At 47.5% G+C, this 22,891-nt stretch carries 26 protein-coding genes; 5 read left to right on the forward strand and 21 right to left on the reverse strand.

The features are described 5' to 3' along the window. Window positions 1–44 precede the first annotated feature (44 nt). The 8 genes from H7F26_RS03040 to H7F26_RS03075 form a co-directional block, all read right to left on the reverse strand. Window positions 45–803, reverse strand: coding sequence for an arylamine N-acetyltransferase family protein (locus H7F26_RS03040; protein WP_009329638.1), 759 nt, complete (start codon window positions 801–803; stop codon window positions 45–47). Between the two features lie 42 nt (window positions 804–845). Then, a complete protein-coding gene (locus tag H7F26_RS03045; protein ID WP_003185574.1) occupies window positions 846–1,115 on the reverse strand; it encodes an HPr family phosphocarrier protein in 270 nt (89 codons plus the stop codon). A gap of 17 nt (window positions 1,116–1,132) precedes the next feature. Continuing rightward, the gene (gene whiA, locus H7F26_RS03050) at window positions 1,133–2,083 is read right to left on the reverse strand and encodes a DNA-binding protein WhiA (protein ID WP_003185576.1); all 951 of its coding nucleotides are present in this window, start codon (window positions 2,081–2,083) and stop codon (window positions 1,133–1,135) included. 28 nt (window positions 2,084–2,111) lie between these two features. Continuing rightward, window positions 2,112–3,065 carry a gluconeogenesis factor YvcK family protein gene (gene yvcK, locus H7F26_RS03055; RefSeq protein ID WP_003185579.1) on the reverse strand — a complete coding sequence of 318 codons (954 nt, stop codon included), beginning with the start codon at window positions 3,063–3,065 and terminating at the stop codon, window positions 2,112–2,114. 1 nt (window position 3,066) lies between these two features. Then, window positions 3,067–3,954, reverse strand: coding sequence for an RNase adapter RapZ (rapZ, locus tag H7F26_RS03060; RefSeq protein WP_003185581.1), 888 nt, complete (start codon window positions 3,952–3,954; stop codon window positions 3,067–3,069). 21 nt (window positions 3,955–3,975) lie between these two features. Continuing rightward, complete coding sequence (locus H7F26_RS03065) at window positions 3,976–4,440, reverse strand: 8-oxo-dGTP diphosphatase (protein WP_003185583.1); 465 nt, start codon at window positions 4,438–4,440, stop codon at window positions 3,976–3,978. A gap of 420 nt (window positions 4,441–4,860) precedes the next feature. Continuing rightward, a complete protein-coding gene (trxB, locus tag H7F26_RS03070; protein WP_003185588.1) occupies window positions 4,861–5,811 on the reverse strand; it encodes a thioredoxin-disulfide reductase in 951 nt (316 codons plus the stop codon). 166 nt (window positions 5,812–5,977) lie between these two features. Continuing rightward, a complete protein-coding gene (locus H7F26_RS03075) occupies window positions 5,978–7,438 on the reverse strand; it encodes a tetratricopeptide repeat protein (RefSeq protein WP_003185590.1) in 1,461 nt (486 codons plus the stop codon). Between the two features lie 294 nt (window positions 7,439–7,732). Between H7F26_RS03075 and H7F26_RS03080 the strand changes: the two genes are divergently transcribed. After that, complete coding sequence (locus tag H7F26_RS03080) at window positions 7,733–8,212, forward strand: GNAT family N-acetyltransferase (protein WP_003185592.1); 480 nt, start codon at window positions 7,733–7,735, stop codon at window positions 8,210–8,212. 58 nt (window positions 8,213–8,270) lie between these two features. Here the strand turns inward: H7F26_RS03080 and hisIE are convergent, their stop codons facing one another. Genes hisIE through H7F26_RS03120 form a run of 8 tightly spaced genes read right to left on the reverse strand, consistent with a single transcriptional unit; the run spans window position 8,271 to window position 14,698 of the window. Then, window positions 8,271–8,903: a bifunctional phosphoribosyl-AMP cyclohydrolase/phosphoribosyl-ATP diphosphatase HisIE gene (hisIE, locus tag H7F26_RS03085; RefSeq protein ID WP_003185594.1), complete on the reverse strand. Its 633-nt coding sequence runs from the start codon at window positions 8,901–8,903 to the stop codon at window positions 8,271–8,273. Next, window positions 8,900–9,658 carry an imidazole glycerol phosphate synthase subunit HisF gene (gene hisF, locus H7F26_RS03090; protein ID WP_003185597.1) on the reverse strand — a complete coding sequence of 253 codons (759 nt, stop codon included), beginning with the start codon at window positions 9,656–9,658 and terminating at the stop codon, window positions 8,900–8,902. Before hisF ends, hisIE begins: the two co-directional genes overlap by 4 nt. After that, the gene (gene hisA, locus H7F26_RS03095; RefSeq protein ID WP_003185599.1) at window positions 9,655–10,392 is read right to left on the reverse strand and encodes a 1-(5-phosphoribosyl)-5-[(5-phosphoribosylamino)methylideneamino]imidazole-4-carboxamide isomerase; all 738 of its coding nucleotides are present in this window, start codon (window positions 10,390–10,392) and stop codon (window positions 9,655–9,657) included. Before hisA ends, hisF begins: the two co-directional genes overlap by 4 nt. Beyond that, complete coding sequence (gene hisH, locus H7F26_RS03100; RefSeq protein ID WP_003185601.1) at window positions 10,389–11,027, reverse strand: imidazole glycerol phosphate synthase subunit HisH; 639 nt, start codon at window positions 11,025–11,027, stop codon at window positions 10,389–10,391. The genes hisA and hisH overlap by 4 nt, the downstream gene beginning before the upstream one ends. Then, window positions 11,028–11,612 (reverse strand): imidazoleglycerol-phosphate dehydratase HisB, encoded by a 585-nt coding sequence (gene hisB / locus H7F26_RS03105; protein WP_003185604.1) that lies wholly within the window; start codon window positions 11,610–11,612, stop codon window positions 11,028–11,030. Further along, window positions 11,612–12,892, reverse strand: a complete 1,281-nt coding sequence (gene hisD, locus H7F26_RS03110; protein ID WP_003185605.1) for a histidinol dehydrogenase — start codon at window positions 12,890–12,892, stop codon at window positions 11,612–11,614. The genes hisB and hisD overlap by 1 nt, the downstream gene beginning before the upstream one ends. Next, complete coding sequence (gene hisG / locus H7F26_RS03115) at window positions 12,889–13,530, reverse strand: ATP phosphoribosyltransferase (protein WP_003185607.1); 642 nt, start codon at window positions 13,528–13,530, stop codon at window positions 12,889–12,891. The genes hisD and hisG overlap by 4 nt, the downstream gene beginning before the upstream one ends. Next, complete coding sequence (locus tag H7F26_RS03120) at window positions 13,523–14,698, reverse strand: ATP phosphoribosyltransferase regulatory subunit (protein ID WP_009329644.1); 1,176 nt, start codon at window positions 14,696–14,698, stop codon at window positions 13,523–13,525. Before H7F26_RS03120 ends, hisG begins: the two co-directional genes overlap by 8 nt. Window positions 14,699–14,933: 235 nt before the next feature. On the opposite strand from H7F26_RS03120, the gene H7F26_RS03125 reads away from it, so the two are divergent. Both H7F26_RS03125 and H7F26_RS03130 read left to right on the forward strand, forming a co-directional pair. After that, window positions 14,934–15,668 carry a C39 family peptidase gene (locus H7F26_RS03125; RefSeq protein WP_017473900.1) on the forward strand — a complete coding sequence of 245 codons (735 nt, stop codon included), beginning with the start codon at window positions 14,934–14,936 and terminating at the stop codon, window positions 15,666–15,668. Between the two features lie 280 nt (window positions 15,669–15,948). Beyond that, a complete protein-coding gene (locus tag H7F26_RS03130) occupies window positions 15,949–16,617 on the forward strand; it encodes a pectate lyase (RefSeq protein WP_003185613.1) in 669 nt (222 codons plus the stop codon). A gap of 29 nt (window positions 16,618–16,646) precedes the next feature. Here the strand turns inward: H7F26_RS03130 and H7F26_RS03135 are convergent, their stop codons facing one another. The 5 genes from H7F26_RS03135 to hprK are packed head-to-tail and all read right to left on the reverse strand — an operon-like array spanning window position 16,647 to window position 20,528. Continuing rightward, window positions 16,647–17,165 (reverse strand): acyltransferase, encoded by a 519-nt coding sequence (locus tag H7F26_RS03135; protein ID WP_003185615.1) that lies wholly within the window; start codon window positions 17,163–17,165, stop codon window positions 16,647–16,649. Next, window positions 17,162–17,809 (reverse strand): pyrophosphatase PpaX, encoded by a 648-nt coding sequence (ppaX, locus tag H7F26_RS03140; RefSeq protein WP_003185617.1) that lies wholly within the window; start codon window positions 17,807–17,809, stop codon window positions 17,162–17,164. Before ppaX ends, H7F26_RS03135 begins: the two co-directional genes overlap by 4 nt. Further along, window positions 17,799–18,746 (reverse strand): nucleoside recognition domain-containing protein, encoded by a 948-nt coding sequence (locus tag H7F26_RS03145; RefSeq protein WP_003185619.1) that lies wholly within the window; start codon window positions 18,744–18,746, stop codon window positions 17,799–17,801. The genes ppaX and H7F26_RS03145 overlap by 11 nt, the downstream gene beginning before the upstream one ends. A gap of 25 nt (window positions 18,747–18,771) precedes the next feature. Then, window positions 18,772–19,584: a prolipoprotein diacylglyceryl transferase gene (gene lgt / locus H7F26_RS03150; RefSeq protein WP_003185621.1), complete on the reverse strand. Its 813-nt coding sequence runs from the start codon at window positions 19,582–19,584 to the stop codon at window positions 18,772–18,774. Window positions 19,585–19,595: 11 nt separating this feature from the next. Next, complete coding sequence (gene hprK, locus H7F26_RS03155; protein WP_003185623.1) at window positions 19,596–20,528, reverse strand: HPr(Ser) kinase/phosphatase; 933 nt, start codon at window positions 20,526–20,528, stop codon at window positions 19,596–19,598. Between the two features lie 182 nt (window positions 20,529–20,710). Here hprK and H7F26_RS03160 point away from each other — a divergent pair, with 182 nt between their 5' ends. Both H7F26_RS03160 and H7F26_RS03165 read left to right on the forward strand, forming a co-directional pair. Then, entirely contained in the window at window positions 20,711–21,190 is a 480-nt protein-coding gene (locus H7F26_RS03160; protein ID WP_003185625.1) for a MarR family transcriptional regulator, read from the forward strand. 139 nt (window positions 21,191–21,329) lie between these two features. Beyond that, window positions 21,330–22,889: an MFS transporter gene (locus tag H7F26_RS03165; RefSeq protein ID WP_009329650.1), complete on the forward strand. Its 1,560-nt coding sequence runs from the start codon at window positions 21,330–21,332 to the stop codon at window positions 22,887–22,889. Window positions 22,890–22,891: the final 2 nt, after the last annotated feature.

Genomic DNA, 22,891 nt, shown 5'->3' on the forward strand with positions numbered 1-22,891 from the left:
AGACAGGCGTCCGCTTATATTAATTGATGCAGAAAATCGGTTCTTCAGTCAAAAAATGAATGAACGAAAATGGTTTGGAAATCTCCTGCATTCACATCCTCTTTCGTCAAACCGCCCCCTGTCTGCTTTGTGAAGTGATCCTTCGTCAAAATTAACTTTCCGTCCTTTATCAGCTTGGAAGCGAGCGGGTTTTTATTAAAAGGCGACGCCTTCTCATCGAAAATTGCATCCCGCACGCATGTAAGCACAGCTTCATCGATTGGCGTCAGCGAAAATGCATAGCCGATCTGCCACCCATCTCCCTTATCCATTTCAAGAAGGTAATCCCCTTTATCCGTCTTTGTTTCCCTGATACGGTAAGCTCCTGTTTTTGAGGGGACAGGTTCACCTGAGAACGGAACGGGTGCAAGCGGCAGGTTGATGCCGAATCCAGTGTCCAGCAGATAGGTTTCATCACCTTCCCGCAGAATTACGGCGACATGCGTTCCCGTCAGCGCCCACGCCTGCTCTTTTGCATTAAATACCGTTCCGCGGACCATGTGAACGGAAAAGCCGAGCTCTGTCAGCACATAGTAAAGAAAAGCGTTCAAATCATAGCATAAACCGCCCCTTTTATTGTTCAGCAAGGCTTCCGTCAGCTCTGTTTTCGTCATCGAAATCCGTTCGTTTCTTAAAACCGCGCCATTTTCAAATGGAAACTGCAAAGCCAGCAGCGATAAAAACTCGGGCAAGTCGGCAAATGTCACCTGCTGACCTGGCTTGTATCCAATCCTCTTAAACAGCGAATCGAGCATCGTCGTCATCGGTAATTCTCCTTCCGCTTATCAATGAGAAAAAGCCAAACCTCATAAAGGTTTAGCTTCTTTCTCTTGAACATATGCAGTCAGTGCATCAAGGGCATCTTGTTCATCGGATCCGTCAGCGATCAGCGTGACTTCCGATCCGGAGCTGACAGCAAGGCTCATCAGCCCCATGATGCTTTTGGCATTCACTTTTTTATCTCCCTTTTCCAGAAAAATATCTGATTGAAAACGGTTGGCTTCTTGAACAAACAATGCCGCTGGGCGCGCTTGAAGCCCTGTTTTTAAAAGAACTTCCACTTTTTGTTGAACCATACGATCTCCCCCATTCCCTATTTTAAAGAGACAGATTGTCCTGAACGCAGCTGCTCAGCTATTTCATCCAGTTTCCTAAGTCGGTGGTTGATGCCCGATTTGCTGATTTTTCCGCTCGACACCATTTCCCCGAGTTCCTTTAATGTTACTTCCTGATAATCAATGCGGAGCTGAGCGATTTCCCTCAGCTTTTCCGGCAGCGCATCAAGCCCGATTCTTTCGTCGATCAGCTTGATGTTTTCCACCTGCCGCAGAGAAGCGCCGATCGTTTTGTTTAAATTGGCGGTCTCGCAATTGACGAGCCGGTTGACCGAGTTTCTCATATCGCGCACGATCCGGACGTCTTCAAAGCGGAGCAGCGAATTATGCGCGCCGATCACATTCAAAAACTCGGTGATTTTTTCGGCTTCCTTCAGATACGTGATGTATCCCTTTTTCCGCTCAAGCGTTTTGCTGTTTAAATGGAACTGATTCATGAGCCTGCACAATGAATCATTATGCTCTTTGTACAGCGAAAAAATCTCGAGGTGGTAAGAAGATGTCTCGGGATTGTTGACAGAACCCCCGGCTAAAAATGCCCCTCTCATATAAGACCGTTTGCAGCATCGTTTTTTGACTAAGTCTTCGGAGATGTTTCTGGCAATGACAAAGTTGTCTCCGAGTATTTTCAAGTCCTCGAGAATCGGCTTGGCATTTTCGATCAGGCGTACGATGTAGACATTGTTTTTTTTCAGTCTCATTTTCTTTCGAACGAGCAGTTCAACGGAAACATCGTATTGTTTCTTCAGCAATGTGTAAATTCTTCTGGCGATGGCCGCGTTCTCGGTCTGGACGTCGAGAACCACTTTTCGGTTTGAGAAAGACAATGAACCGTTCATCCGAATGAGGGCAGAGAGCTCTGCTTTCGCGCAGCAATCCTTTACTTCAAGGTTTGTAAGTTCTTTTTTCGTTTCCGATGCAAATGACATATTATAGACACCCCCATTCCAAGGCCTGCTATTCTTTTAACAAATCAACAAGTAGCGAAGCGACTTTATGTGTATCATGACGGATCACGCCATTCTCGTATGTCACAATCTGATCTTTGATGACCTCAAGCCCCATCGCAGACAGATCATCAATATTAAACTGGACGGGCTGTGCCTGCTCCTTCGCATAGCGTTCCCGAATGTCGTCCGGGATTTCCTCATTGTTGACGAGGATCGTATCGATAAACGGACCGCCCATATGCTGGTTAAGCGCTTTTACATGGTCTGCCGCACTGTAGTACAGCGTTTCTCCCGGCTGGGTCATTACATTGCAAATATAAACTTTTTTTGCCGGGGCGTTTAATATCTCTTCCCTTATCTTCGGAACGAGAAGGTTCGGCAAGATGCTCGTATACAGGCTTCCGGGGCCGAGAATAATCAGGTCGGCGCCGCGGATCACGTCAATCGTTTCCGGAACGGGTTCGATTTTTTCAGGGGTTAAAAACACCCGTTTAATCCGCTTCCCGTAAGACGGAATCGTCGATTCCCCTGATATGATCTGTCCGTCATCCATTTCCGCATGAAGGACAACGCTGGTATTGGCCGCGGGCAGAACCCTTCCTCTCACATTTAAGACTTTGCTCATTTCAGTGACGGCGTGAAAGAAATCACCGGTTATATTCGTCATCGCCGCCAAAATCAAATTTCCCAATGAATGGCCGATTAAATCGCCGCCTTTAGAGAAGCGGTGCTGGAACAGGTCTTCAACAAGCGGTTCGACGTCAGACAGTGCAGCGAGGACATTTCTGACGTCCCCCGGCGGGGGAATTTTCAGCTCGTCGCGCAGCCTCCCCGAGCTTCCGCCGTCATCTGCGACTGTCACAATCGCCGTGATGTCTACCGGCTGCTGCTTCAATCCTCTGAGCAGTACCGAAAGGCCAGTTCCTCCGCCAAAGATTGCGATTTTTTTCTGATCTGCCATGCTATTTTCTGCTTTTCTTCTCGATGTCCCGGTGAGTAACATGAGTATAGTAGTCCTTTTTAAAATAATCGGCAAGGTATTCAGCCAGCGTCACAGAACGATGCTGTCCGCCGGTGCAGCCAATCGCGATGACAAGCTGGCTTTTTCCTTCTCGCTTGTATGACGGAAGCATAAAGCTCAGCAGCTCGGTCAATTTTTCAAGAAACTTTTGCGTTTCGTTCCATTTCATCACATATGAAGATACTTCCTGGTCTTTCCCCGTCAGCGGCCTCATGCTGTCGATATAGTACGGATTGGGAAGGAACCTTACGTCGAACACTAGATCAGCGTCGATCGGCAATCCGTATTTAAACCCGAATGACATCACATTCACAGTAAAGGTATGTCCGTGATCTGCCGCAAAATGCTGGACGATTTTTTCGCGCAGGTCTTTCGGCTTCATATCGGATGTATCATAGATGATTTGAGAACGGCCTTTCAGCTCTTCGAGAAGCTCCCGCTCCGTTTGGATGCCCTCAAGCGGCAGGCCCGTTGTCGCAAGGGGATGGGATCTTCTTGTCTCTTTATATCTTGAAACGAGAACCGAATCCTTGGCATCTAAAAATAAAATTCGCGGGGTAATCCAGGATGTTTCCCCAATTTCATCAAGCGCTTCAATCAGGCTGTCAAAAAACTCGCGGCCGCGCAAATCCATAACAAGGGCGACTTTGCTCATTTTTGAACTTGATTCCTTCATCAGCTCCAAAAATTTCGGCAGCAAAGATGGCGGCAGATTATCGACACAGAAAAAACCGAGATCTTCAAAGCTTTGAATCGCCACTGTTTTTCCTGCCCCTGACATTCCGGTTATGATCACAAGCTGTATATCATGGCCTCCATTCGCGTTCATGCTTCTCTCCCCCTCTTATGTTTATTCGCCTTGCGGGTCGAGGCGATAGGACAGCAATTCAAAGTCAGGCGTATACGTAAAGGTGCCGTGAAGCAGTCCTTTGCCTTTCAGCATAAAATCAAGAATATGGACGTCGCCCGGCGCCATCGGCAAGCTACCGACGTCCCCCGCCTGATGCCACCTGATGATGCCTTCTTCTGATTCTTCTACATGCTTGCCTGTATAATGATCGGCGACGAATGTGAACATCATCCATTCAGATACAACCTGATCATTTTCCTTTATGATAAAGGTGAATATTCCTTTCAGCTGCGGGTTCAGCACATACAGGCCCGTCTCTTCGCGGTATTCCCTGATAACGGCGTCCCTGACGGTTTCCCCGCTTTCCATTTTGCCGCCGGGGGCCACCCACCAGCCTCGTCTGGGCTTTTGCAGCAACAGGACTTTATCACCTGAAGTCAGCACACAATTCGTCACTCTTTGCAAAGTCTGTCACCCATCCTTTTATTCCTTCAATTCTTTTTTCTATTATACCGTTTCCTGTCCCCGCTCACAATGAACATGCAGTTCCGCCGCGAAAATCGCCTTTTCCCGGGCTGTTTTAGGCTTTTTCCGGGTAAAAACTTAATGAAACGGCTTTTTCAGCAAATGGAAGCGCTTGCGAAAACCGTTCTTTTATTCTATTTTACAGCAAAAACGACTGTTTCAATATTGAAATTTGAACAACTTGTGAAATTTGTAAAAAATTCTCTTTGCAGGAAAATAAGACAAAAAAAGGACACGGATAAGATCATCCGTGCCAATAAAATTCATTATAAAAGGGGGTCAATTACTATACCAATCATAACGAATAATTGTTTCACTGGTGTTACAGGCCGGTTAAATCATGATGACGATTAAAATGCGTTATTTTACAGCCTTTTCTTTCTCTTTCAGCTCTTCGATATAGTGCTGAACGCTCTGTGCGGCAATGCTTCCGTCCCCTGTTGCCGTTACGATTTGGCGAAGGGTTTTCTCGCGAATGTCTCCCGCAGCAAAAATGCCTTCGACTTTTGTTTCCATCTGTTCATTTGTCACGATGTAGCCCTCTTCATTTGTAATGCCGAGGTTTTTGAAAGGCTCTGAAAGCGGGAGCATACCGATGTAGATAAAGACGCCGTCAGTCCGGAACTCTTCTTCTTCGCCTGTGACCGTATCGACCAGTGTCACTTTGCCGACTTTTCCGTCTTGTTCATGAATTTCCTTGACCGTCTTATTCCAGAGAAAGTCGACTTTTTCGTTGTCAAACGCGCGCGCCTGAAGAATGCTTTGCGCTCTCAGCTTATCGCGGCGATGGACGATTGTTACTTTCGAAGCGAAACGGGTTAAGTACACGCCTTCTTCAACAGCGGAGTCTCCTCCTCCGACAACGACCAGCTCTTTGTTTTTAAAGAAGGCGCCGTCACAAACCGCACAATAAGAAACGCCGCGGCCGCCAAGCTCTTTTTCGCCAGGTACGCCGAGCTTCTTATATTCGGCGCCTGCTGTGATGATGACCGCGCGCGCTTTAAATTCTTTTGATCCCGCTTTGACGATCTTATAGTCTCCTTCATCGACGACTTCTTTAATATCGCCGTACGCATACTCAGCGCCGAACTTTTTCGCATGTTCAAACATTTTATTTGAAAGCTCGGGTCCCAGAATGCTTTCAAATCCCGGATAGTTTTCAACATCCTCCGTATTGGCCATCTGTCCGCCCGGAACGCCTCTTTCAACCATCAAAGTCGACAGGTTCGCCCTTGACGTATAAACGGCTGCCGTCATTCCCGCAGGACCTGCTCCTATAATAATGACGTCATACATTTTTTCTTCTGACACAATGTTCACTCCTTCATGAATCTTATGCTTGCAAGCAGTGCATTCCTGTTAAATAAGATTCCCTTCTTATAACTTCCTTACCCATATCCTATAAAATATCATGAATAATCGCTATTTTTTTGCTCACATAATAAAACAGGCTGAACAATGAAGTTCACACCTGTTTCTATAGATGCTCTTTTAATGTACGTTCATACTTTGAAAGCGTTCTGGGCGATATTTGGAAAATTTTAGCGGTTTCGGCTTTTGTCAAACGCTCCTGATGCTCCGTCTTCCAAATGTAATAGATCGCTGCCGCAAGCCCGCCGGCATTTTTCAGCTGAAGCCCGTAAGCCCTGATCTGCTGAATGACATGGAAAATCCAAAAGCACATGGCCTCCTGCTCCATCGCCGACTGATCCGCTTGTTCAATCGCTTTTGCAGTCCTGTAAGCAAGTAGCGCGTCTTTTGAATCAACGGCTGCACCGCTTTCCCCGTAAAGCACAAGTCTGACAAACTGATCTTCAAACGGCGTTTTTGCCATCTGTGAATCAAGCACCGCTTTCAGCTGGGCTTTTTCCCCTTTTCTTCCGCTGATATAATATGCGGCAAGGCGCTCCTCGAGCGGTCGCTGGACAGGTCTCTTTTCCTTCCGTTCTTTCCACGGCTCCATGCGGGCGTCATCCGGATACTCTTCCTGCATCTTTTTCCATACAGACCGGGCAAATTGAACGCGGCCCGTGTAATAAGCCGAGCAGGCGAGCCAGTAATAAAAGGTCTCATCCCCTTCAAATCCCATGCGGTAGAGTGATTTCAGCCATTTAAACCCGAGATCGTATCGGCCGACAAGGGCTAGCGTGGCACCGAGCTTATACCTTTGCTCAAAAAGCATCGGATAAATATTTGAAAGCTGTTCGGAAAGCGCCTCGACCTTATCGTCCCGTCGTTCATAGTGATAAAAAATAAGAAGATTGCAAAGCGCATGCAGGTTTCCATGACTTTTTTCCAAGACCGTAAAAACCGTCGTTTTGGCTTTCTGAACGTCCCCGGCATAAAAGTATGCGAGTGCAAGATTGTTATAAGCCGACCAAAACTCAGGGTAATCGGAAATAATTTCTTCAAGCATCGCGATCGATTCCTGAAGCTGTCCATTTTCCAGCAGTGATTTGGCCCGATCCTGTTTCAGAATCAGGTCGTCCTGATCGAACTGCGAATAGCCCTGATCTTCCTCTCCCATATCCAATAAATCAAGCAGCTCCGCATTTTCCTCGCTGAACTCGCCGTCCGGATCTTCCTTTAAATAAGTCTCCGCCGCTTTATAGGCCTCTTGAAAAAGACCGAGGTGCGCATAGTTGTTCGCTTTAAAATAGTAGCATTCAGTCATTTTTTCGTTGATGTTCTTCAGGATAAAGTCCAAAAGTTCGTTTGATTGCTGATAAAAGCCCATTTCCGTATAAATAACCGCAAGTTGGGACAGCATTCCCGTGTTTTCAGGTTCAAGAAAAATCGCTCTCTGTATGAGCTTGCTCGCGCGGGATAAATTTCGCTCTCTGTATGCTTTGAGCCCTTTATGATAAAAATATTGCCCATCTTGGAACAGCTGGACAATTCTCAAATCTTTATGATGTTCAGAAGTGTACTTTCCCACAGATACCCTCCATTTCAAACTATATACCGTGAGTAGTATAACATAGTTTCCAGCAGGCTTAACAGGCCAAAAACAAGTTTCGAGAAAATTCTCTTCATTTTCCACATATGGTTTTTTCACCATTTTATTCCGGACGTTTGGAGCACCAGGCCGGATAGGGCTTTCAGAAGGATGAAGATACTTTTTATATCGGAAGTACGCTTTTCATCTTAACCCGGGCAAAATCTTTTTTTAGCACTTAATGATGACGAATGTACGTTCCCATTGTATGATAATAGAAAGGGGGTTCACGAAGTGAAAAAAGGCGGATCAATAGAATTGACGCATTACTCAGAAGAACATTCAGCTGCGCTTCTCGAATTTGAGCTTCCTGAAGAACAGCATCGATTTACCGCTCTTCCGAAAGAGGCTTTAAAACGGACGGACGGCCAGTTTCCAATCGTAATTTTAAGCGAAGGCGAGCCTGTCGGATTTTTTATCCTCCATGCGACCGAGAGGGTAAAAGACTATTCGGACAACCCGGACGCCATGCTGTTAACGGCGCTATCCGTCGACAGAAAGCACCAGGGAAAAGGTTTTGCAAAAGAAGGAATGCTCAAACTTCCAGAGTTTGTCTCCAAGGAGTTCACCCATTGTCATGAAGTCGTGCTGGTTGTGAACGTGAAAAACACCGCGGCCCAGCACCTGTATGTTAAAGCCGGGTTTGCCGGCACAGGGGAAAGAAAAACAGGGCCGATCGGAGAGCAAATCGTGATGAAATTGAACATCAAATAGCTCCCCTACCGGGAAAACAACCAAAAGGCCAACCGCCTTTTGGTTGTATGCAGTGTGCTTATGATTCAGATCCTTCATGGCGCTCTTTCAAGACGCCAAGCACATCATCAAGCGGAAGGGACTGCTCCCTCAGCAAAACGAGCAGATGGTAAAGAAGGTCAGCCGCCTCCCATTTCAGTTCTTCAGGATCACGGTTTTTTGCAGCGATGATGACTTCCGCCGCTTCTTCGCCAACTTTCTTCAAAATCTTATCAACGCCTTCACGGAACAAATATGTTGTATATGCGCCTTCAGGCATTTCAGCCTGCCGTTTGGCAATGACGGTTTCAAGTTCATTGATGATGTCAAAGCGGCCGCCATCAGTCTGTCTGATATGTTCGCCGGGCGAGAAACAGCTGTAGCTTCCTTTATGACAGGCCGGCCCCGCCGGTTCAACAAGCACGATGAGCGCATCTTGATCACAGTCAAGCCTGATGTCTTTCACACGCTGAATGTTACCCGACGTCGCTCCCTTATGCCAGAGCTCTCCGCGCGATCTGCTGAAAAACCATGTCTCCTTCGTTTCCAGCGTTTTTTCAAACGATTCTTTATTCATATAAGCTAGTGTCAGCACTTCTTTGCTCGCTGCATCCTGGACAATCGCCGGGATCAAGCCGGCTTCATTAAATGTCAACTCGTCTGCCTTGATCATCTTACATTCACCCCGCGCTCTTTTAAATAAGCTTTTACTTCTTTTACAGATGTTTCTTTGTAATGAAAGATAGATGCGGCAAGAGCCGCGTCCGCCCGGCCTTCTGCAAACGCATCATACATGTGGTCCGCACGCCCTGCGCCTCCGGATGCAATGACCGGGACTGAAACGGCTTCTGACACAAGCTTTGTCAGCCTGCAGTCAAATCCGTTCTTTTCTCCGTCTGAATCCATGCTTGTCAGCAGGATTTCACCTGCTCCCCGCCGAACGGCTTCCTTCGCCCAGGAAACGGCCTCAAGGTTCGTTTTTTTCCGACCGCCGTGTGTATAAACATAGTACAGATCAGCTTCTGGATCGTATTTTGCATCAATCGCGACGACAATGCATTGAGAGCCGAAAAAGTCGGCGCCTTCCGTTATCAGTTCCGGCCGGAGAACGGCAGCCGTATTGACGGAAACTTTGTCGGCTCCGGCCCGCAGTATCGTTTTCATATCATCCAAACGATTGATGCCGCCGCCGACGGTAAACGGGATCGCCAGCTTGGCCGCCACTCTTTCAACGACATCAACCATCGTTTTTCTCCCCTCGTGGGAAGCCGAGATATCGAGAAAAACAAGCTCATCTGCGCCTTCATGATCATATACTTCAGCCAGTTCAACCGGGTCGCCGGCATCTTTCAATTCAACAAATTGTACACCTTTGACAACGCGTCCATCTTTTACGTCCAAACACGGGATGATTCGTTTTGTGATCACTTTGCCGCCACCCTTTCAAGCGCTTCAGCCACGGTAAATTGGTTGGTATAAAGAGCTTTTCCGACAATAGCGCCAGAGACGCCTTCCGAAGCGCGGGAAGCGAGCGCCTCAAGATCGGCGAGAGAACTGACGCCGCCGGAGGCAATGACTTGTTTGCCGGTTGCCCTGGCAAGCTCCACTGTACTGTTGATATTAGGTCCTGACAGCATACCGTCAGTCGCAATGTCAGTGAAGATAAAAACTTCTGCACCTTCATTTGCAAGCTCGCGGCCAAGCTCTTCCGCTCTAACGGAAGAGGTCTCAAGCCACCCTTCAGTCGAAACAAATCCGTCTCTTGCGTCAAGACCGATTGCGATGTGCCCTCCGTAGGCCTTCAGCATTTTTTTGACAAACTCGGTATTTGATACGGCAGAGCTGCCTAGGACCACCCTCTCAACGCCTTGCGACAAGTAGTCATACACGTCTTTTTCGGTCCTGATGCCGCCGCCGACTTGCACTTTAACGTCAAGCTTATCAGCAATGCTTATGACGTGGCCGCCGTTCACTTTTTTGCCTTCTCTTGCGCCGTCCAAATCGACAAGATGAATCCAGCTTGCCCCCTCTTCAGCAAACCGTGAGGCCATCTCCAGAGGGGAATGACCGTAAATCGTTTCTTTTTCGTAATCTCCCTGGATGAGCCTGACGCACTTGCCGTTTCTTATGTCAATGGCAGGATATACAGTAAACTCGCTCATTTTTTCACCTTCTGTTCTTGTGTAAACTGCTTGAACCGCTCTAAGATCAACATGCCGACCGTACTGCTCTTTTCCGGATGGAACTGGGCCCCGTATACATTGCCAAGACCGACGACAGCGGGTACACACACACCGTATTCGGCGCTTGCAAGCAAAGCTTCCTCTTCGATTCCGCTGACATAATACGAATGAACGAAATACGCGAATCCTTCTTTCGCTTTTGGCAAAAGCGGCGAGTCGCGGTGGACTTTGAGAAGATTCCAGCCCATGTGAGGCACTTTTAAGCGATTTCCCGCTTGATCACAGTCTTTCAGTTTAACGACTTTTCCTTTCAACAGGCCGAGCCCTTCTGACGCCCCGTGTTCTTCGCTTTCTTCAAACAAAAGCTGCATGCCGAGGCATATGCCGAGAAGAGGTTTTCCTTCGTTTGCGGCAGCTTGAATAAATGTTTTCAGGCCGGTCTCGGTTAAAATCTCCATTGCATCCCGAAAAGCGCCGACTCCCGGAAGGATATAGCTGTCCGCTCTCTTCAGTTCATCCGGATGCTCGGACACAAAATAAGGGGCATCAATCCGTTCAAGCGCTTTAGAAACGCTGTACAGGTTTCCCATTCCGTAATCTATGACACCGATCATTTACAGCATTCCTTTCGTTGATGGAATTCCCTTGACCCGCGGATCGATCAATGCCGCTTCATCAAGCGCACGTCCCAGCGCTTTAAAAATGGCCTCGATCATATGGTGTGTGTTCGTACCGTAATGAACGATGACATGCAGATTCATTCGCGCTTCCAGTGCAAACTTCCACAAAAATTCATGGACAAGCTCTGTATCAAATGTTCCGATTTTCCTGCTTGGGAATTCAGCTCTGAACTCGAGGTGCGGCCTGTTGCTCAGATCAATCGCAACCTGGGCGAGCGCTTCATCCATCGGCACCATGCTCGAACCGTAGCGTTTGATTCCTTGTTTATCTCCGAGCGCTTCCAAAAGCGCCTGTCCGAGACAAATTCCGATATCTTCCGTCGTATGGTGGTCGTCTATTTCAACATCGCCTTTCGCTTCAATTGAAAGGTCAAACTGCCCGTGTTTTGTAAATAAATCAAGCATATGTGTCATAAACGGGACATCCGTTTGAATATCCGCTTTTCCTTCTCCGTCAATATGAAAGGATAATTTAATATCAGTTTCATTGGTTTTTCTTGCCCGTTCGGCTTTTCTCATCAGTCTTCCTCCCGGTTTCTGGATTCAATTGCTCTTGCATGTGCTTCAAGCCCTTCCAATCTGGCAAAGGCCGCAATTTTCTCAGCATTCGCGCGGAAAGCTTCCCTGCTGTAGGAAATGATGCTGGAGCGCTTTTGGAAGTCTGTCACATTTAGCGGGCTTGAAAATCTGGCTGTACCGTTAGTCGGCAGGACATGATTAGGGCCTGCAAAATAATCGCCCACCGGCTCTGAACTGTAGCGGCCCAGGAAAATGGCGCCCGCATGTTTGATCTGTCCCAGCAGCGCATCGGGTTGAACTGTTAAAATTTCCAAATGTTCAGGAGCGAGCTCATTGATGACGGAAACTGCTTCATTCATCGTCTCTGTAACATAGATCAGGCCATAGTTGTCAATCGACTGCCGTGCAATCTCTTTTCTCGGAAGATGTTCGAGCTGTCTGTAAACCTCTTTTAAAACGGATTCGGCAAGCGTCTCTGAATCGGTGACAAGAATGCTCGATGCCATCGCATCGTGTTCAGCCTGTGAAAGTAGATCTGCGGCGATTTCCCGGTAGTTTGCCGTACTGTCAGCGAGTATGGCGATTTCACTTGGACCCGCGATCATATCGATATCAACCTGGCCGAATACTTCCCGTTTAGCCAAGGCGACGTAAATATTTCCGGGTCCCGTAATTTTATCGACGGGGGTAATCGTTTCCGTTCCGTAAGCCAATGCGGCAATCGCTTGGGCACCGCCCATTTTGTAAATCTCTGTGACGCCAAGCTCCGCAGCAGCAGCCAGCACTCCCGCCGACAATTTACCGTCTTTTCCCGGAGGTGAGGCAAGGACAATGCGGTCGACGCCTGCAACAAGCGCCGGAATGACATTCATCAGAACGGATGATGGGTAAGCAGCCGTTCCGCCGGGCACATACACCCCCGCTGAATCAAGCGGCGTAATTTTTTGGCCGAGCATCGTTCCGTCCTTGCGGTGGTAAAACCAAGATGTTGCGAGCTGACGCTCATGATATTCTTTAATGTTGAAAATCGCCGCCTGAATAATCTCGAGATCACGTTCTTCGAGCGCGCTGTATGCTTCCTTGATTTCCTCTTCGGAAACGCGAAAGCCGGCCACATCCGCTCCGTCAAATTGTCTTGTGAATGCGGAAACAGCTGCATTTCCGTTCTTTTTCACTTCTTCGATAATGCCGCGGACTGCTTTTCTTTGTTCCTCCGTTCCGGCGTCAATAGAGCGTTTTAGTGAAACCGACGTATTTCCGCTGATGGATTTGATCTTCATTTTGCTTTTTCCCCTTCCACAATAAGAGAAAGTCTTGAAGCCATTTCATCGATGACTGCGTCTTTCATTCGATAGCTGACAGGATTTACGATTAAGCGGGATGTGATGTCGCAAATTTTTTCAGTTTCAACTAGCCCGTTTTCACGCAAAGTCTGCCCTGTTGATACGATATCAACGATTCGGCCGGCAAGCCCGATCAGCGGAGCGAGTTCAATCGACCCGTTGAGCTTGATGATTTCCACTTGTTCTCCCTGTTCTCTGAAGTAGCTTGATGCTACATTCGGGTACTTGGTCGCAACCCGGGGCGCAACGGTGTCTGCCGCCGTCTCGGGCAGGCCGGCTACGGCAAGACGGCATTTGCTGATGTTTAAATCAAGAACCTCATAGACATCTCGTTCTTCTTCTAGCAAGACATCTTTGCCTGCGATTCCGACATCGGCCACCCCGTGCTCGACATATGTTGTGACATCCATCGGCTTAGCGAGGATAAAGCGAAGGTTTTCTTCAGGCACTTGAATGATCAGCTTTCTCGAATCGTCGAATTCTTCCGGGAGCTGATACCCTGCTTTTCGAAGCATATCGGCCGCTTCCTCAAATATCCGCCCTTTCGGCATCGCAATCGTCAATTCCTTACCCATGCTTCTCTTCCTTTCTGGCTCCGATAAAATAGGTCACGTTTTGAAAAGACTTTGTCATTTGATCAATATCTCCGATTCCCGCTAAGTCCTGCATGACGACTTTTTTGCCTTTTCTTCGTTCTTCTTCGGCAAATCTGATTGCCTCTTTTCTCTGTTCTGTGCTGAAGATGACGACATCGATCTTTTCTTGTTCTTCCGCCGGCTTCAATGCTTCCAGCAGCCTGTCAGTCCTGATGCCGAAACCGGTTGCCGGTGCGGGTGAGTCGAAGCGGCCGAGAAGCTGATCATATCTGCCGCCGTTTCCGATCGGAAAGCCGACGTTTTCAGCATAGATTTCAAACAAAACACCGGTATAGTAGCTCATATGGCTGACCATGCCTAAATCGAGCTTAATGTCGTCTGTGCAACCATAATCGCCGAGCGTCTCCCATAGCGTTTCAAGTTCTAAAACCGCACGTTTTCCTTTTTCAGAATCGACGATGGATGCCGCCCTGCTGCACGTTTCAATACCGCCCCTCAGCTCCAAAAGCTCCAGCAGCCTGCTTTTATCAATTGAGGATAAATTGAGGGATTTTACATGCTCCCGATAGCCGACATAGTTCTTTTCGTATAAATAGCGCCGCAGGACATGAGCCCTTTCTTCATTCCCTAAAACTTCCACAAACAAGGCGTCTAAAATACCGACATGGCCGATCGAGATTTTAAATGAAGTCAGGCCGGCATTTTTAAGCGAAAAAATGACGAGCGCAATCACTTCTGCGTCAGCGCTTGTCGATCCATCGCCGATCAGTTCAACGCCGACTTGCTCAAATTCGGCGGGGCGTCCTCCTTCACGCTCCTGTGCCCGGAACACATTTGCAGCATAGCCTACTCTGAGCGGATGATCGTCTTTATGAAGCTTTGAGGCCGCCACCCTGGCGATTGGAGCCGTCATATCAGGCCTTAACACGAGCGTCTGCCCCTCCTGATCAAGGAGTTTAAACAACTGCTGATCCAATATGGCCGACTGCACACCGACCGTATCATAAAATTCAAGGGCAGGCGTCTCCATGAACTGATACCCCCACAAAGCCATCACCTCTGTTAATGAAGAGCGCACCTTTTTCTTTGTTTCGTAAAGCATAGGCAGCGTATCCCGCATGCCATGCGGTTTTTCAAACATAAACATTTACACTTGCACCCCCATAACCGTTTGAAGGAAAATTCCGAATCCTTTAGTTCGCTAATATGATAATATGCTAACAGATAAAAGAATCAAAATCAACAGCCGCTCATAAAATAGACGCCTGCACCGTATGGGAAATGATAACTTTTATGTAATGAACATCTTGATGTTATAATATATATACGATCGCAAATCTTTGCCTTAACCAAACCAGCAACGGGAAGACAGGAGACTCAGAATGAAATTTTTCAAAACTCTTTTTTTTATTTTTTTCGTAGCAGTTCTTATGACCGCCGTTCTTATACTGTTTTCTAAAGATGCGTTAAGCCCGTTAGCCGAAATGTTGCACAGCAGCCATAAAACTGCTGCTGACAATGCGAATAATAAAGGAGAGCGTCAGCCGCTTGACGTTCCGCTGATCAACCAAATGGACCCGCCGAAGCTTTATAACGGCTGTGAAGTCGCCAGCCTGGCGATGATCTTAAACTACAGCGGATATAGTGTCACAAAAACTGAACTTGCCAATGAGGTGAAAAGAGTGCCTCTGCAATATGAAAACGGCTTAAAGGGAAATCCTAACGACGGCTTTGTCGGCGATATGGAAAACGGACCCGGACTGAGTGTCTACCATGGCCCGATTTACGATTTGGCCCATTCATACGCAGGTAATAAAGCGGTCGATCTGACGGGAAGTGAGCCGGGAAAAATTTATGAACAGCTGAATCAGGGCAGACCGGTTTGGGTCATCACCACTGTACATTTCACCCCAGTCAACGATATGGAAACATGGAATACACCGTCAGGCAAAGTCGATGTGACGTACAGCGTTCACAGTGTTGCCGTGACAGGCTATGATGAGTATTACGTTTATGTGAATGATCCGTACGGATATAAAAACAGAAAAACAGACAGAGAAAATTTTGAAAAATCATGGAAACAGATGGGCAGTCAGGCGATCGTGATCGCCGCCTAAAAAGGCAGATTAATCCCTGCCTTTTTTTAGTTCTTTCAGCCCTTATTAAATTAAGCCGCTTTACCCTTTTGATAAATCCAAAATACAGAAAACAACCTTTCTGCACATGTTTAATTTACTGTTTTTTCATAATATTCAAAATACTTGTTTACATTCAGCAAGCTCGCATATATGATAGTACCGAAATAGGTGTCTCATTTTATTACATAATGACCAGAAATCACTTTCATTTAAGGGAGACACACACCTGTTTCAAAAATATTTCTTGAGGAGGATGGAAATGATGAAGAGATTAGCAGGTACGGTTATTTTGTCAGGTTTGCTCGTATGCGGGTTTGGACAGGCTCTGCCTGAAAAAGCTTTGGCCGCCGAGGTCGTTCACAAAACGATCGTAGTCGAGAAAGGCCAAACGTATGACGGAAAAGGCAAGCGGCTGATTGCAGGTCCGGAGCTCGGGGACGGCAGCCAACGCGAGGATCAAAAACCGATTTTCAAAGTGGAGGATGGTGCAACGCTCAAAAATGTCGTGCTTGGCGCTCCTGCTGCTGATGGTGTTCACACATATGGAAACGCTTCCATAAACAACGTTGTTTGGGAAGATGTCGGCGAAGATGCCTTGACTGTCAAAAGCGAAGGAAGTGTCACGATAAACGGAGGATCGGCCCGGCTTGCCGCGGACAAAATCTTTCAGATTAATAAAGCGAGCACATTTACCGTGAAAAATTTTACTGCCGATCAAGGAGGCAAATTCATTCGCCAGCTCGGAGGCTCGACATTTAAAGCCGTGGTCAATATTGATAACTGTACGATTACAAACATGAAAGAGGCGATCTTCCGAACCGACAGCAGTACAAGTTCCGTTACAATGATAAATACAAGATACTCAAAAGTCGGTCAGAAATGGATCGGTGTGAAGCATGTTACGGAAAGAAACAATCATGAATTTTAACACTGATTGCAAATAAAGGCCCCCGCTCTTTATTCAGCGGGGGTCTCCAATCTTTTTTCCATTTCTTCTTTTGTATAGATCAGCCGCATCGGATTGCCGCCGACAAAAGCGCCCGGAGGCACATCTTTATGAACGAGCGTACCGGCGGAAATGACGGCGCCGTCTCCGATCTCGACGCCCGGGAGGATCGTCGTATTGGCTCCGATCATGACTTCATCGCCGATGATCACCTCACCGAGCCGATATTCTTTTATTAAATACTCGTGCGCCAAAATGGTCGTATTATAGCCGATTACGGTGTTTCGCCCGACTGAGATTTTTTCGGGAAACATGATATCCGGCATGACCATTAAAGCAAACGAGCATTTCTCTCCGATTTTCATCCGCAAAAACGTCCGGTACATCCAGTTTTTCATTCCAAGAAACGGCGTATAGCGCGCCGCCTGAATGACAATAAAGTTTTTGACTACTTTAAAAAACGGAACCGTCTGATAGATGTGCCATAAGGAATTGGCGCCGGACACCGGGTAGCGCTTCGTTTTTCTCAAACTTTCTCCACCCCAAGAATGTGAAGGAGGTCGCTCATTTGCTGAAGCATAAAATCAGGCTCGTGTTTGGCCAGGCTTTCTTCTCCCTTAATCGTCCATGCAACGCCTGCTGTTTTCGTTCCAGCATTCTTCCCGGCTAAAATATCGTGGTAATTATCACCGATCATAATGGCTTCTTCCGGACGGCTGCCAAGCTTGGAAAGGGCGAGCAAAACAGGCTCGGGGTCAGGCTTCGGCCGCTCGACGTCATCCAGCGTCACAACCGTCTCGAAAAAGGCATCAAGCCCAGTCAGTTTAAGCCCCATGATGACGGTGTCCCGCAGCTTTGTCGTGACGATGCCGAGCTTATAGCCTTCTTCCGCAAGGCGTTCAAGCGTCTCGTAAACCGTCTCATACTCGGTTACCAGTTCATCATGCATCTGATGATTAAATGTCCGGTACATGGTGATCATTTCTTCAGCCTTATCCTTTTGAATGCTTGAGAACGTTTCATAAAGGGAAGGTCCGATGAAAGCAAGAACATCCTCCCGTTTATAGCGTCCCGGTGCATAATGATCGAGCGTATGCAAAAATGAGGCGATAATCAGCTCATTTGTATTGATGAGCGTTCCATCCAAATCAAATAAAACCGTATTAACTTTCATACAAAGCTTCCTTTCTGCGAACGGAATAACCCGGCTTTCTCCAGAAGCGCGAAATCGCGATCGTCAGCAGAACCGCGGTCGCAAGCCTGATCAACAAAAGAGGCCAGACCGGAATGCCGAGCGGGATAAATACCAATGTATCTTCAACAACCGCGTGGCAGGCGACGAGAAAAATAAAAGCAAGCGTGACATCCCTTTTGCTGACGCCGTCTTCTTCGACCGCTTTGATCATAACGCCGGCCCCGTATGCAAGGCCGATCGTCAGCCCGGCAACCATTGTCATTGAGGTGTTCTCTTTCATTCCAAGCATTCTCGTTATCGGTGCAAACCACTTTGAAAAAGCATTCAGCCAGCCGAGGTCTCTCATATATTGAATGATGATCATCAGCGGTATTACGATGGCTGCAAGCTGAAGGACACCAAGACCCGCCTTGGTCACGGCTTCTAGCGCAATGTCAAACCAGCCGGAAGGAGCGGCGCTTTTCGCTGAGATTAAGCCGTATTTGGCCGCATCCTGCCCGCCATGCCAGACAAGGTTGATGATAATGGCCGAAAAAACAGCGAGACCGATGCGCACGAGCAAAATCAGCCATATTTTGATTCCGACCCTTGAAGCAACAGTCGACTCGATAATCAAGTTGTGGCAAAACGACAGCATAACCGCTAAAATAAACACTTCTTTAACGGTCAAATCAAGCGTTAAAATTCCCGCAATTCCGGCATACAAGTTCAGCATGTTGCCGAGCACAAGCGGTATCGCCGCTTCCCCTGACAACCCGAAAATCCCCATCGCCGGCGTGATCAGTTTGATCAACCAGTCCATCACCGGTGTATGCTGAAGAAGGCTGACAATCAGCGTGACAGGAAAAATCACTTTTCCAAGCGTCCACGTTGTTTTCAGCCCCGCCACAGCGCCGGCTTTTAAAGTTCCCTTCATTGTTGTCCTCCCCTTAGTAAAGTCGCTACATCTCCTGATACCGTTTAATCTCTCTGCCTTTGAAACGTCTGTAGGCTATCAGCGCAGCTGCACAGAGGATCAGTACGATCGAAATAACCTGTGCGATGCGAAGATTCTCCGTCAGCATCAGACTGTCCGTTCTAAGGCCTTCGATAAAGTAGCGTCCCATCGAATACCAAATAACGTAGATTAAGAACAGTTCGCCTCTCTTTAAATTCGCTTTTCTTAAAAGAAGCAGAACAACGACTCCCGTAAAGCTCCACAGCGATTCATACAAAAAGGTAGGCTGGTAGTATTGTCCGTCAATATACATTTGATTGATGATAAAATCAGGCAGGTGGAGGTTTTCTAAAAACGCTCTTGAGACCGCCTCACCGTGCGCTTCCTGGTTCATAAAGTTTCCCCAGCGTCCGATCGCCTGACCAAGCAGAATGCTTGGAGCAGCGATATCAGCCAGCTTCCAAAACGAAAGCCCCTTGACTTTCGCATAAATGATTCCCGTCAGCACGGCGCCGATCAGTCCGCCATGAATCGCAAGGCCGCCGTTCCATATTTGAATAATCTGGTCAGGATGTTCACTGTAATAACCCCATTGAAAAATGACATAATATGCTCTTGCACATAAAATGGCAATCGGAATCGCAAAAAGCACCAAATCGACAAAGGTGTCTTTATGCAGTCCCCTCCGTTCGCCTTCCCTGACTGCCAGCCACAAACCGAGCAAAGCGCCAAGGCCGATGATAATACCGTACCAATGGACAGCGATCGGCCCCAGTTGAAAAGCAATCGGATTTAATGGTTCAATCGTTTCATTCATATTGTCAGCTCCTATTCTTCAAGCTCACCATCTTCAATTACATCCGCAAGCTTATGGGTAAATTGCTCCGCGGCATTCAGCCCCATTCTCTTCAGTCTGAAGTTCATTGCGGCCACTTCGATGATGACGGCAAGGTTTCTTCCCGGACGAACCGGAATTGTCAGCTTTGGAACGTCTGTATCAATAATTTTCATTGTTTCTTCTTCAAGCCCTAAGCGGTCGTACTGCTTTCCTTGCTCCCAAAGCTCCAAGCTCATGACAAGGGTAATTCGTTTAAAGCTTCTGACCGCCCCCGCGCCAAATAACGTCATGACATTGATAATGCCAAGACCTCTGATTTCCAGGAGATGCTCAATTAATTCAGGCGCGCTTCCGATCAATGTATCCTGGTCTTCCTGTCTGATCTCAACGCAGTCATCCGCCACAAGGCGATGGCCTCTTTTGACAAGCTCCAAAGCCGTTTCGCTTTTTCCAACGCCGCTCTTTCCGATAATGAGCACCCCGACGCCGTAAACGTCGACGAGGACGCCGTGAATCGCAGTTGTCGGAGCCAGCTGGCTTTCAAGAAAATTCGTCAGACGGCTCGTCAGGCGCGTCGTCTTTAATGGGGAACGAAGCACAGGCACGCCGTTTTCTTCGGATGCCTCCACGAGTTCAGGCGGAATCGGCAAATCACGGGAAAGGATGATAGCCGGTGTAATTTCCGTGCATAACGACAGCATCCGCTGCTTTTTTTCCTCCTCTGGAAGCTTTTCAAAAAAGGTAATCTCAGTCTTCCCCAGCAGCTGAACCCTCTCTTTTGGATAGTATGTAAAATAACCAGCCATTTCAAGGCCCGGTCTTGATAAATCGCTCATCGTAATCGGGCGGTTGATCCCTTCTTCTCCGCTGATGAGCTCAAGCTTAAATTTATCCATCACATCTTTTGTTCGAACTTTCGGCACGATTGATGCACCCTCCTCTTCTCAGATGAAGAACTAGACATTCAGCTTTATTCTATCACTTTCAAAATGAACCTAAAACATTTTTTGATAATGGCCCCCTTGACACTTCGATGAAGTGCTTTCTTTCAAAGCGAAAAATCAGTAGTATGTAAAGAGGAACGCGAAAAGGAAGTGAAGAACCGTTGAAATACAATATTCATGATACAACCGTGCTGAACGAAGACATTTTGACACCGGAAGAAAAAGAGACATGGGTTCTTTATATGAAAGTACTGACTGCTGCCGGCTTGGGGGATGTCTCCGAATGGATGAAGCTCGATCTCAGCATGCCGCAAATGAAGGTTTTAATGCTTCTGAACAACCACGGCACACTGAAAGTCTCAGAAATCGCCGAAAAAATGGGAGCTTCCCTTTCGAATATGACCGGACTGCTCAGCCGCCTTGAACAGGCGAACTTTATCAAAAGAACACATTCCGAGCAAGACCGGCGAACGATTGTGGTTGAATTAACCGAAGATGCGAAGGGGATTTTTCGGAGCCTTTACAAAAAAGGGCATGAAAAGCTCAAAAGAGCGCTTCAGAAGCTGAATGAACAGGAAAAAAACAAAGTGAATGAAGGCCTTACAATTCTTGAAAAAGCGTTAAAAGCCGATGATGAATAGACAAGCTGCCCGGAAACCGGTGCAGCTTTTTTTGTTGAAAAATTTCTTTTGACAAAACGTGCTTTTTTAAGGATGATAAAAATAATTCATTCAAAGTGAATTATTCATTCGAAGTTAATGAAAAAGGAGGATACGTGGCGTGAACCAAAAGTGGGCTGTATTATTGTTTACGATCGGCGTGTTTATGGCTGCTTTAGACAACGGCATCATTTCAGCGGCACTGACGACAATCAATGATTCTTTTCAAGTATCCCCCTCATGGGGAGCATGGGGCATCACGCTTTATACGCTCGGTTTGGCAGTCAGCGTTCCGATCGTCGGAAAGCTGTCTGACCGGTATGGACGCAAAAAGCTGTTTATCATCGAAGTCTTGCTGTTTGGCGCCGGTTCGCTGCTCGTTGCATTGAGCCAAAACTTCCCGATGTTCTTGTTGGCGAGGCTGATTCAATCGCTTGGCGGAGGCGGAATCTTTATTATCGGGAGCTCGCATATTCTCACTGCGCTGCCTAAAGAAAAACAGGGAACCGCCTTGGGGCTTTTAGGTGCGATGAACGGAATCGCGGCAGTGCTCGGTCCGAATATCGGCAGCTTTATTTTGGATATGACCGGAAGCTGGCACTGGCTGTTTTTGATCAACCTTCCGATTGCCGCAGCACTGATCATCCTCAGCGTTCCATTGATGAAGGAGACAAAAGGCGGAACACGAAAACCCCTAGATCTGGCCGGAACTGTGATATTGTCTCTTGCGATTTTAGCTGTGATGTACGGAATAACGAATATAAACGGACAGCGCCTGTCTGCCGTCTTGTCCGATCCAAAGGTTTACTTTTTTCTCCTGATCGGCTGCGCGCTGTTTGCGGGACTCATTTTTTACGAAAAGCGCGTAGAGCTGAAGGGAGGCGACCCGATCCTTGCCTACAGTTTATTAAAAAACAAGGTGTTTCAATGGACGCTTTTTATCGGATTTTTATCCGGCGGACTCTTGGCAGCCGTTATTTTTATTCCTGCATATGCGGAACAATATTTGCACGTCGCTCCTGAAAAAGCGGGGTATTGGATGACGCCTCTTGCGCTGGCTTCAGGGATAGGAGCCGGGCTCGGCGGAATGCTCGCCGATCGAAAAGGACCGGTAAAGGCGGCCCGGCTCTCTGGCGTCATTTCGTTCGCCGGGTTTTTGCTCTTGTCCTCCTGGGTGACAGAGAAGTGGGAATTTGTTTTGGCAAGCATCATCGCAGGGGTCGGTTTTGGCTTTCTGTTAGGCGCGCCGTTAAATATGCTTGTATCCGAGGCGGCAAAACAGGATTACGGGACAGCGCTCGGTACATTATCGCTCGTCAGGCAGATGGGGATGACCTTGGCGCCCGCGCTGTATGCAGGATATATAACGGCCGGCTACGAAAATATCGGCACACATATCAAACATAAGCTGAATGATGCAGGGATCACTCTGAAGGGGTTTGCAGGCGGTGAGACGGACGTATCGCGGCTGAGCGAATCCCTCAGCCAAATTCCCGACCCAAAAGTAAAAGACATCATAAGCGAAGCGATCCATGAAAGTGTGGGAGCGGGGTTTTTTAACCTCTACTTCACAGCCGCCGTCCTTTCACTTGCAGTCATTGCTTCTGTCAGCGTTTTATCGCTTTATAGGAAAAAACAAACCGACACGGCAAGCCGTCTAAAAAAAGACGTGACAAACTAAAA

The organism is Bacillus sp. PAMC28748, from assembly GCF_014250415.1.
GTDB lineage: Bacteria > Bacillota > Bacilli > Bacillales > Bacillaceae > Bacillus > Bacillus licheniformis.

Bases quoted from the DNA above. Each gene is read 5' to 3' on its own strand.
- H7F26_RS03040 (WP_009329638.1), bottom strand. From the start codon at position 803: ATGACGACGATGCTCGATTCGCTGTTTAAGAGGATTGGATACAAGCCA.
- H7F26_RS03045 (WP_003185574.1), bottom strand. From the start codon at position 1,115: ATGGTTCAACAAAAAGTGGAAGTTCTTTTAAAAACAGGGCTTCAAGCG.
- whiA (WP_003185576.1), bottom strand. From the start codon at position 2,083: ATGTCATTTGCATCGGAAACGAAAAAAGAACTTACAAACCTTGAAGTA.
- yvcK (WP_003185579.1), bottom strand. From the start codon at position 3,065: ATGGCAGATCAGAAAAAAATCGCAATCTTTGGCGGAGGAACTGGCCTT.
- rapZ (WP_003185581.1), bottom strand. From the start codon at position 3,954: ATGAACGCGAATGGAGGCCATGATATACAGCTTGTGATCATAACCGGA.
- hisIE (WP_003185594.1), bottom strand. From the start codon at position 8,903: ATGATCAAGGCAGACGAGTTGACATTTAATGAAGCCGGCTTGATCCCG.
- hisA (WP_003185599.1), bottom strand. From the start codon at position 10,392: ATGAGCGAGTTTACTGTATATCCTGCCATTGACATAAGAAACGGCAAG.
- hisH (WP_003185601.1), bottom strand. From the start codon at position 11,027: ATGATCGGTGTCATAGATTACGGAATGGGAAACCTGTACAGCGTTTCT.
- hisB (WP_003185604.1), bottom strand. From the start codon at position 11,612: ATGAGAAAAGCCGAACGGGCAAGAAAAACCAATGAAACTGATATTAAA.
- hisD (WP_003185605.1), bottom strand. From the start codon at position 12,892: ATGAAGATCAAATCCATCAGCGGAAATACGTCGGTTTCACTAAAACGC.
- hisG (WP_003185607.1), bottom strand. From the start codon at position 13,530: ATGGGTAAGGAATTGACGATTGCGATGCCGAAAGGGCGGATATTTGAG.
- H7F26_RS03120 (WP_009329644.1), bottom strand. From the start codon at position 14,698: ATGTTTATGTTTGAAAAACCGCATGGCATGCGGGATACGCTGCCTATG.
- H7F26_RS03125 (WP_017473900.1), top strand. From the start codon at position 14,934: ATGAAATTTTTCAAAACTCTTTTTTTTATTTTTTTCGTAGCAGTTCTT.
- H7F26_RS03130 (WP_003185613.1), top strand. From the start codon at position 15,949: ATGATGAAGAGATTAGCAGGTACGGTTATTTTGTCAGGTTTGCTCGTA.
- ppaX (WP_003185617.1), bottom strand. From the start codon at position 17,809: ATGAAAGTTAATACGGTTTTATTTGATTTGGATGGAACGCTCATCAAT.
- H7F26_RS03145 (WP_003185619.1), bottom strand. From the start codon at position 18,746: ATGAAGGGAACTTTAAAAGCCGGCGCTGTGGCGGGGCTGAAAACAACG.
- lgt (WP_003185621.1), bottom strand. From the start codon at position 19,584: ATGAATGAAACGATTGAACCATTAAATCCGATTGCTTTTCAACTGGGG.